This window comes from Mycobacteriales bacterium (assembly GCA_036497565.1).
Classification (GTDB): domain Bacteria; phylum Actinomycetota; class Actinomycetes; order Mycobacteriales; family QHCD01; genus DASXJE01.
The window spans coordinates 1-7,819 of record DASXJE010000142.1 but is presented as its reverse complement, the minus strand read 5'-3'; the positions used below and the strand labels follow the sequence as shown (position 1 = coordinate 7,819).

Here is a 7,819-nt window from a genome sequence, read left to right as displayed (position 1 = left end):
GACCGCTACGAGCCCTACGTGGGTCGGTGGAGCCGGGCGGTCGCCGACCGGTTCCTGACCTGGCTGCGCCCCGCGCCGGGAGGCAGATGGATCGACGTCGGCTGCGGCACCGGGGCGCTGACCGACACCGTGTTGGCGGCGGCCGCCCCGTCGTCGGTGCTCGCCGTCGACCGGTCCGCGGCCTACCTCGCCTACGCACGATCGCGCCTGGCCGGTCGGCCCGTCGGGGTCGGCGTCGCCGACGCCGCGGCGCTGCCCGCTGTGAGCGGGTCCGTGGACTACGTGGTCTCCGGGCTGATGCTCAACTTCCTCCGCGATCCGGCGCGGGCGGTCGCGGAGATGACGCGCGCCGGCCGACCGGGTGGCGTCGTCGCGGCGTACGTATGGGACTACGCGGACGGGATGCAGCCGATCCGGACGTTCTGGGACGCCGCCGTCGCGATCGACGCGGGGGCGGCGGAGCTGGACGAGCGGCGGCGCTTCCCGCTCTGCCGGCCGGACCGGCTCGCCGCTCTGTTCGACCACGCCGGCCTGACCCAGGTCGATACCACCTCCCTCACGGTGCCCGCGGTGTTCGGCGACTTCGAGGACTACTGGACACCGTTCCTCGGCGGCCAGGGGCCCGCGCCGACGTACTGCGTCAACCTGTCGCGAAGCGCAAGACAGGAGCTGCGCGACCGACTGCGGTCGAGCGTTCCCCGGTCCGCCGACGGTTCGATCCCGCTCTCGGCGCGGGCCTGGGCGGTCCGCGGCACCGTCACATGACGGACGACGCCGCCCTATTGCCCGCTTAGGCGCGCCGCCCTAGGCTCCTCGGCCATCGAACCGCCGTCGACGTCGGTCGCTCGGCTTGCGCCCGGAGAGGGATGTTGATGTTCAGAAGGTCCACCCGGAGGACGCGCATCGCCACGGTCCTGCTCGCGAGCTTGGCGACCGTGTTGGGAATGGCACTGCCGATCTCGGCGGCGAGCGGGTCCGCCGGGCCGAAGCCCGGTGCGCAGGCAAGCGGCGCGGCGTCGGCGCCGGAGCTGTCGACGACCAGCCGGCTGCAGGACCGGCGCGAGGTCGCGGCCGGGACGCGGGCCTATTCGGTCGGCTTCCAAGACGGCCGCTTCTACGCCAACGGCTGGCACATCACCGGCGAGATGGGCGGCGTATGGACACCGCCGCTGAAGCTCCTCGACGGCGTCTGGTTCGGGCTCGACGGCAACTGGGTCGGACCGGCGACAAAGTTCTCGAGTGGACGGGGATACACCCGCTACGACCTCCCCGACACCGCGGGCCTGAAGGTCGAGCGCACCGACGTCGCGCCGGACGGTCGCCGCGGGGTGCTGTTCGGTCTCAAGGTCACCAACCCCGGGGCGGCGCGCACCGCGAAGCTGTCCGTCGACGCCCACTCCGAGCTGATGGGCCAGTTCCCGTGGGGATTCACCGGCACCACCCCCAACGCCAGCGACAACCTTCCCGACAAGGGCAGCTACGACGGCCGGGACCTGGTGTTCACCGATGACGGTGCGTTGCCCGGAGCGCCGACCCACCACTACGCCGCCCTCGTCGGCACCGCGATGAAGCCCGACTCGGGCACGGTCGGCGAGCAGTTCTGGGGTCCGCAGCCCGGTCACCGGTGCACGGGGACCGAGCCCGGTGCGCCGGCCGACCCCAAGCCGTCGCAGTGCGACGACGGGCCGTTCGGAAACGGCACGGGCGGCGAGTTGACCTACACGCTCTCCCTGCCCGCCGGCGGCTCGAAGACCGTGTGGCTGGCGGCGGCCGGCTCCGACCAGGGCCTCGGGCCGGCACAGCACGAGCTGAGTCAGGTGCTGCACGACCCGGCCGGCGAGTTCGCCGCGAAGGTGGCGTCCCGCAAGCAGATCGGGCAGCGGACCACCGTCTCGCTGCCGGGCGACCCGATGGTGCAGAACGCGATCGACTGGGGCAAGCAGAACCTCGCCGACCTCACCCGTAGCGCCGACAACCTGCAGATCCGCTGGACCAACCAGGGCAAGCAGTTCCCGGCGCCGCTGGGCACCGTGCCCAAGGCGACGTGGTTCAGCGCCGGCTTCCCCGACTATCCGTGGATCTTCGGTACCGACGGGGAATACACGGCGTTCGCGGCCGCCTCGATGGGCCAGTTCGAGACCATCGAGGCCCACCTGCGGGCCCTCCGCGACATCTCCGACATCCTCAACAACAAATCCGGCGTCGTGGTGCACGAGGCCGTGTCCGACGGCTCCATCTGGTTCGGGCACGACTCCCGCCACCAGAACGCCGACGGAACGACGGCGTACGACTTCAACACCGACGAGACGGTGAAGTTCCCGAGCACCGTCGCGCTGGTCTGGCGTTGGACGGGGGACAACCGGTTCCGCGACGAGATGTATGACTTCGCCAGACGCAACCTGCATTACGTCGCGAGCAACCTGGATGCCGACCACGACGGTTGGCCGGAGGGCCTCGGCAACGTCGAGGTGACCGGCATGGGGCCGGAGAAGCTCGACAACACCGTCTACTTCATCCGCGGCCTCTACGACCTCGCGGACATGGCGCAGTCCAAGCACGACACCGCCACTTACACGTGGGCGACGGACATGGCGGCCAAGCTGCGGCAGCACTTCGACGGCACCTGGTGGTTCGACACCGCGCAGCAGTACGCCGACTCACTCCAGGCGGACAACTCGCAGTCCTTCCAGAAGCACTGGATCGGCCAGACGCCGATGGAGGCGGAACTGCACGTGAACGGGCAGACGGTGCCCGGTCTGGCGCCGCTCGATCACGGGACCACCGCTCTGGCCGGGCGGGAGAACTCCTGTTACAGCGGCGATCACCCGCTCAACCCGGGCCTGTTCCACACCGGCTGCGGCGGCGGTCCGGACGGCAAGGGAGCGAAGGTCATCTACGGCCTGACCACGTCGATCCAGGCGATCGGTGAGGGCAATTACGGCCGGCTGGGGCCGGACCAGCAGGATCGTTACCTGCACGCGCTGGCCGAGCCGATGTTCTCCGAGCCGGCTACCGGCGGGACGCCCGACGAGCAGCCGGGGGCGATGCCGGAGACCTTCCCGGCGCCGGACCAGGGCGCGAACATCGACCGCTGCTGGACCTGCCGCTCCATGTTCATGCAGGCGTGGGGCAACTACGGCACGTCGTACGCCGTCGTGCACCAGTGGCTAGGTGTGCAGCCCGACCTGGGCCGGAATGCCGTCGCGATCGTGCCGCAGGTGCCGCAGGGTCAGACCACGGTGGCGGGCAAGGACATCCGGCTCGGCGGCGGATCGGCCGACGTGCGAGCCACCCATGTCGGGAACAGTTATCGCACCGAGGTCACCATCTCGTCGGCCGTCGGTGCCGGCGACGTCGTCATCGGCCACACCCTCCCGCGTGGCACGCAGGCGACGTCGGTGGTGCTCGACGGGCACGCCGTGCGGCACTACCAGGTCGTCGCGACCAACCGCGGTGAGGAGGTTCGGGTTCCGACGGCGGCGGGCCACCACACCCTGACCGTCACGACCTGACCAATCAGCGGGCGTTCGTCGCGATCTTCTCGAGAGCCACCGGATCGATCGGTTCCCACGCGGGGACCTCTGCGGACGAGCCCGCCCCGAGGACCGCCGCGAGCAGGCCGGGGAAGCGTCGCTCGAGTTCGTCGCGGCGCAGGCTGACGTGCCGCTGCCGGCCGTGCGGGACGTTGCGAATGATGCCCGCCTCCCGCAGCGTCTTGAGGTGGTGCGAGCGGGTCGACTTGGGAATCGTGCCCCCGACGGCCTGGCACGGCACGAGCTCACGCGGGCCCTCGGCCAGCTGCCGGACGATCAGGAGCCGGGCCGGGTCGCTCAGCGCGAACAGCACGTCGGTCACCGAGATGTCGGCGATGTCGGGATGCTCGAGCTCCCGTGTGGGCTTCGTCACGGTTCCATAATAGTTGAACAGTCGCCGGAATCCGAGCTACGGTCTGACAGTTCCAGAATTCACGAACAGTCAGGCGCTCCCGCCCGACGACGAAGGGCACCCGGATGACTCTCACCCAGGCGCGACCGCTGGATACGACGACCGCGACGCGGCGACTGCCCGGCGCGGTCAGCTTCTGGCTGGTCGGCGCGACGCTGCTGGCCCTGATGTCCGCCGCCAGCGCGCCGTCGCCGCTCTACATCGTCTACCAGGGCAGGTGGGGCTTCTCCACCACGACGCTGACCGCGGTCTTCGCCGTCTACGCCATCGCGCTGCTGGCGGCCCTGTTGACCGTGGGGGCGTTGTCCGACCACGTCGGTCGGCGTCGCGTCCTCGTGGTGAGCCTGCTGCTCGAGGCCGTCAGCATGGTCGTCTTCCTCGGCGCGGACGGGGTCGGCTGGCTCTATGCAGCGCGCATCCTGCAGGGTCTGGCCAACGGGGCCGCGACCGGCGCGATCAGCGCGGCACTGGTCGACCTGCAGCCGGGCCACCGCCCCAGGCTGGGCGCCCTCGTCAACAGCGCCGCACCGATGGTCGGCCTCGCCGTGGGCGCGCTGGGGTCCGGCCTTCTGGTGCAGTACGCCGGCCGGCCGACGACGGTCGTCTTCGGCGTCCTGATCGCCGTCTTCGCGGTCCTCGCGGCGGTCGTCGCGTTCCTGCCCGAGACCGTCGTCCGGCGGGCCGGCGCGGTCCGCTCGCTGCGTCCCCGGTTGGCGGTTCCCGGGCCGGCCCGGCGGCATTTCGTCGCCGCCGTCCCGGGACTCGTCGCCGCGTGGGCCACCGGTGGGCTCTACCTCTCCCTCGGGTCGTCGCTGACCGCCGAGGTCCTGCACGTCGACAACCATCTGGTCGGCGGCCTCGTGGTGTCGGCGCTCGCCGGCGCCGGGGCAGTGGCCGCACTTGTCGCCCGCGACGCGACGCCGCGGACGGTGATGGTCCAGGGGTCGCTCGTGCTCGCCGCGGGTACCGGAGTGACGCTGCTCGCGCTCGCCGCGACGTCCACGCCCTGGTTCTTCGTCGGGACGGTGGTGGCCGGTCTCGGGTTCGGGGCGACCTTCCTCGGCGCGCTCCGTTCGCTGGCGCAGCTGGCCGCACCGGCCGAACGCGCCGAGTTGTTCGCGTCGATCTACGTCGTCAGCTACCTCGCCTTCAGCATTCCCGCGGTCATCGCGGGAGCTGCCGTCGCGTCGCTCGGCCTGCTCACCACGGCCACGGCGTACGGCGTCGTGATCATCGTGCTGGCCCTGCTCGCCGCGATTCCTCGATCCGCCGTACGCCGTCAGCCCGCCTGACCGGTTGGAGATCGGTGGACATCGCGCCTCCTTCCCGGTCAGGTACGCCGCACGGGCGACGACGTGCTGAACCCCGACGGGCCGGACGGTAGCGTGAGACCGGTCATGATGGGCAGCCAATTTGACGACGCGATGCCGACCGCGGCGCTCTGATGCCACGGGTGTGGGTGGTCGCCGACGACCTGACCGGTGCCGCGGACGCGACCAGCGCGATGGCCGGACCCGGCGTCGCCGGGCTAATCCTCCTCGACCCGATGACCGACGACGGACCGCTCCCGGTGGGCCCGGACAGCGTGGTCGACGTCGTCGCCCTCGACACCGACACCCGCGACGCGGCGGCCCACCTGGCGCACGACACCGCCTACCGAGCAGCCATGTCCGCCCGCGCCGCCGGGGCATCGGTGCTCTTCCGGAAGGTCGACTCCACCCTGCGTGGACACGTCGCCGCCGAGGTGACCGCGACCCTCGCCGCCGCGCACACCATCTGGGCCCCGCAGCCCGTGCTCGCCGTCGTCGCACCGGCGTTTCCGCATGCCCGCCGCACCACGGTCGGCGGTCACCAACTGCTCGACGGCACCCCCCTCGAACGCACCGAGGTGTGGTCGAGCGCGGGGCTGACCGGCCCCGCGGACCTGATGGCGATGTTCACGGCGGTCGGGCATCAGAGCCGGCCGGTGCCGATCCGTGTCGTCCGGGGAGCCCCCGAGGATCTGGTCGGCGCCATCAAGGACATCGCGGCGATCGGGATCGAGATCGCCGTCTGCGACGCCGAAACCGACCAGGATCTGCACGCCATCGCGCACGCGGCCGTGGCCAGCGGTATCCGGATCGTGTGGGTCGGCTCGGCCGGACTGGCCGGGCAGCTCTCCGGTGTGCTCGGCCTCGGCGGCGGCTCGCCGTACGACGACGCCCCGCCCCGCCCGACCGGACCGGTCGTCACCGTCGTCGGCAGCCGGTCGTCCGTCGCCGCCAGACAACACCGCCGCATCGTCGAGGTCCCCGGGGTCGCCGAACTCCTGCTCGATCCCGACATGTTGCTGGCCGGCGAGGCGCACGCTGCATGGGGCCCGGCCTCGGCCGCGCTCGGCGCGGCACTCGCTGCCGGGCGCGACCTCGCGGTGGCCCTGCGGTCCGCCGATCCCGTCAGCGACGGCGACGGCCGGCAGCTGTGTGAGGCCGTCGGTCGGCTCATCGCGTCGCACGCCGGCGACATCGGCGCACTCGTCTGTACCGGCGGCGAGACCACCCGCGCGGTGCTGCTGGCCGCGGGCGCACATACGCTGCGGTTCATCCGCGAGGTGGAGCCCGGCGTCGTACTCAGCAGGGCGGACGGGACGCACGCGCTCCCGATCGTGACCAAGGCCGGCGGGTTCGGCGACGACGACACCCTGGTCCACGCACGAGACGAGCTCACCGAAGGAGCACCACACCAATGACCGCAACACCAGCGACCCCCATCATCGCCATCACCATGGGTGACGCGGCGGGCATCGGCCCGGAGGTCATCGTCAAGGCGCTCGCCGAGGACGCGGTCTACGAGACCTGCCGCCCGATCGTCGTCGGCGACACGCGACGTCTGCAGTCCGCCGTGAAGATCTGCGGGCTCGATCTCACCGTCGCGACCGTGCCCACGGTCGCCGACGCCGCCTTTCAGCACGGGACCATCGACTGCCTAGACCTCGGTCTCATCCCCGACGACCTGCCGTTCGGGGAGTTGTCCGCCCTCGCCGGGGATGCGGCGTACCAGTACATCGACGTGGCCGCGAAGCTCGCCCTGGCCCGCGACGTCGACGCGATCTGCACGGCGCCGCTGAACAAGGAGGCGTTGCACGCGGGCGGGCACCGCTATCCCGGCCACACCGAGCTGCTCGCCGACCTGACAGGTACGCCGGAGGTCTCGATGATGCTGTCGACCCCGACGTTGCGGGTCATCCACGTCACCACGCACATCGGGCTGGTCGACGCAGTGGCGCGCATCGAGCCGGGGCTGGTCGAGCGGACGGTACGTCGCGCGCACGAGACGCTCGTCACCGCCGGGATCCCGCATCCGAAGATCGCCGTCTGCGGCATCAATCCGCACGCCGGCGAGCACGGCCTGTTCGGCAACGGCGAGGAGGAGGAGAAGATCGAGCCGGCGCTCGAGGTGGTCCGCGCCGACGGGATCGACGCCGAGGGGCCGTTGCCCGCCGACACCGTCTTCTTCCGCGCCGGACGCGGCGACTTCGACATCGTCGTCGCGATGTATCACGACCAGGGGCACGGGCCGGTCAAGGTCCTCGGGCTCGAGGCCGGCGTCAACATCACCGTCGGGCTGCCCGTCATCCGCACCTCGGTCGACCACGGCACGGCGTTCGACATCGCCGGCACCGGACAGGCCGACGGCCGCAGCCTCACCGAGGCAATCCGGCAGGCGGTCGCGCTCGCCCCCGACCGCTCCTGATGAGGATCGTCTCCGTCCACGAGGGCGTCGTACCGATCAGCTCGTCGATGCGCAACGCGTGGATCGACTTCAGCGCAATGGATTGCTCGATCGTCGCCGTGGTGAGCGACGTCGTCCGCGACGGCGAACCGCTGGTGGGATA

The 7,819-nt window shown here is 71.4% G+C and carries 6 protein-coding genes; 5 read left to right on the top strand and 1 reads right to left on the bottom strand.

The features are described from left to right. Nucleotides 1-765 (top strand): methyltransferase domain-containing protein (locus tag VGH85_12040; protein ID HEY2174528.1); only part of this gene is annotated, 765 nt, incomplete at its 5' end. A 179-nt stretch (nt 766-944) separates the two neighbouring features. Continuing rightward, nucleotides 945-3,512 carry a hypothetical protein gene (locus tag VGH85_12035; GenBank protein ID HEY2174527.1) on the top strand — a complete coding sequence of 856 codons (2,568 nt, stop codon included), beginning with the start codon at nt 945-947 and terminating at the stop codon, nt 3,510-3,512. Between the two features lie 4 nt (nt 3,513-3,516). Here VGH85_12035 and VGH85_12030 read toward each other — a convergent pair whose 3' ends face one another. Next, nucleotides 3,517-3,906 carry an ArsR family transcriptional regulator gene (locus VGH85_12030; protein ID HEY2174526.1) on the bottom strand — a complete coding sequence of 130 codons (390 nt, stop codon included), beginning with the start codon at nt 3,904-3,906 and terminating at the stop codon, nt 3,517-3,519. Between the two features lie 104 nt (nt 3,907-4,010). On the opposite strand from VGH85_12030, the gene VGH85_12025 reads away from it, so the two are divergent. The 3 genes from VGH85_12025 to pdxA all read left to right on the top strand — a co-directional run bounded on the left by VGH85_12025 (nt 4,011) and on the right by pdxA (nt 7,677). Further along, entirely contained in the window at nt 4,011-5,237 is a 1,227-nt protein-coding gene (locus VGH85_12025) for an MFS transporter (GenBank protein ID HEY2174525.1), read from the top strand. Nucleotides 5,238-5,398: 161 nt separating this feature from the next. Next, nucleotides 5,399-6,673, top strand: coding sequence for a four-carbon acid sugar kinase family protein (locus VGH85_12020; GenBank protein HEY2174524.1), 1,275 nt, complete (start codon nt 5,399-5,401; stop codon nt 6,671-6,673). Continuing rightward, nucleotides 6,670-7,677, top strand: a complete 1,008-nt coding sequence (gene pdxA / locus VGH85_12015) for a 4-hydroxythreonine-4-phosphate dehydrogenase PdxA (protein HEY2174523.1) — start codon at nt 6,670-6,672, stop codon at nt 7,675-7,677. Before VGH85_12020 ends, pdxA begins: the two co-directional genes overlap by 4 nt. Nucleotides 7,678-7,819 lie beyond the last annotated feature (142 nt).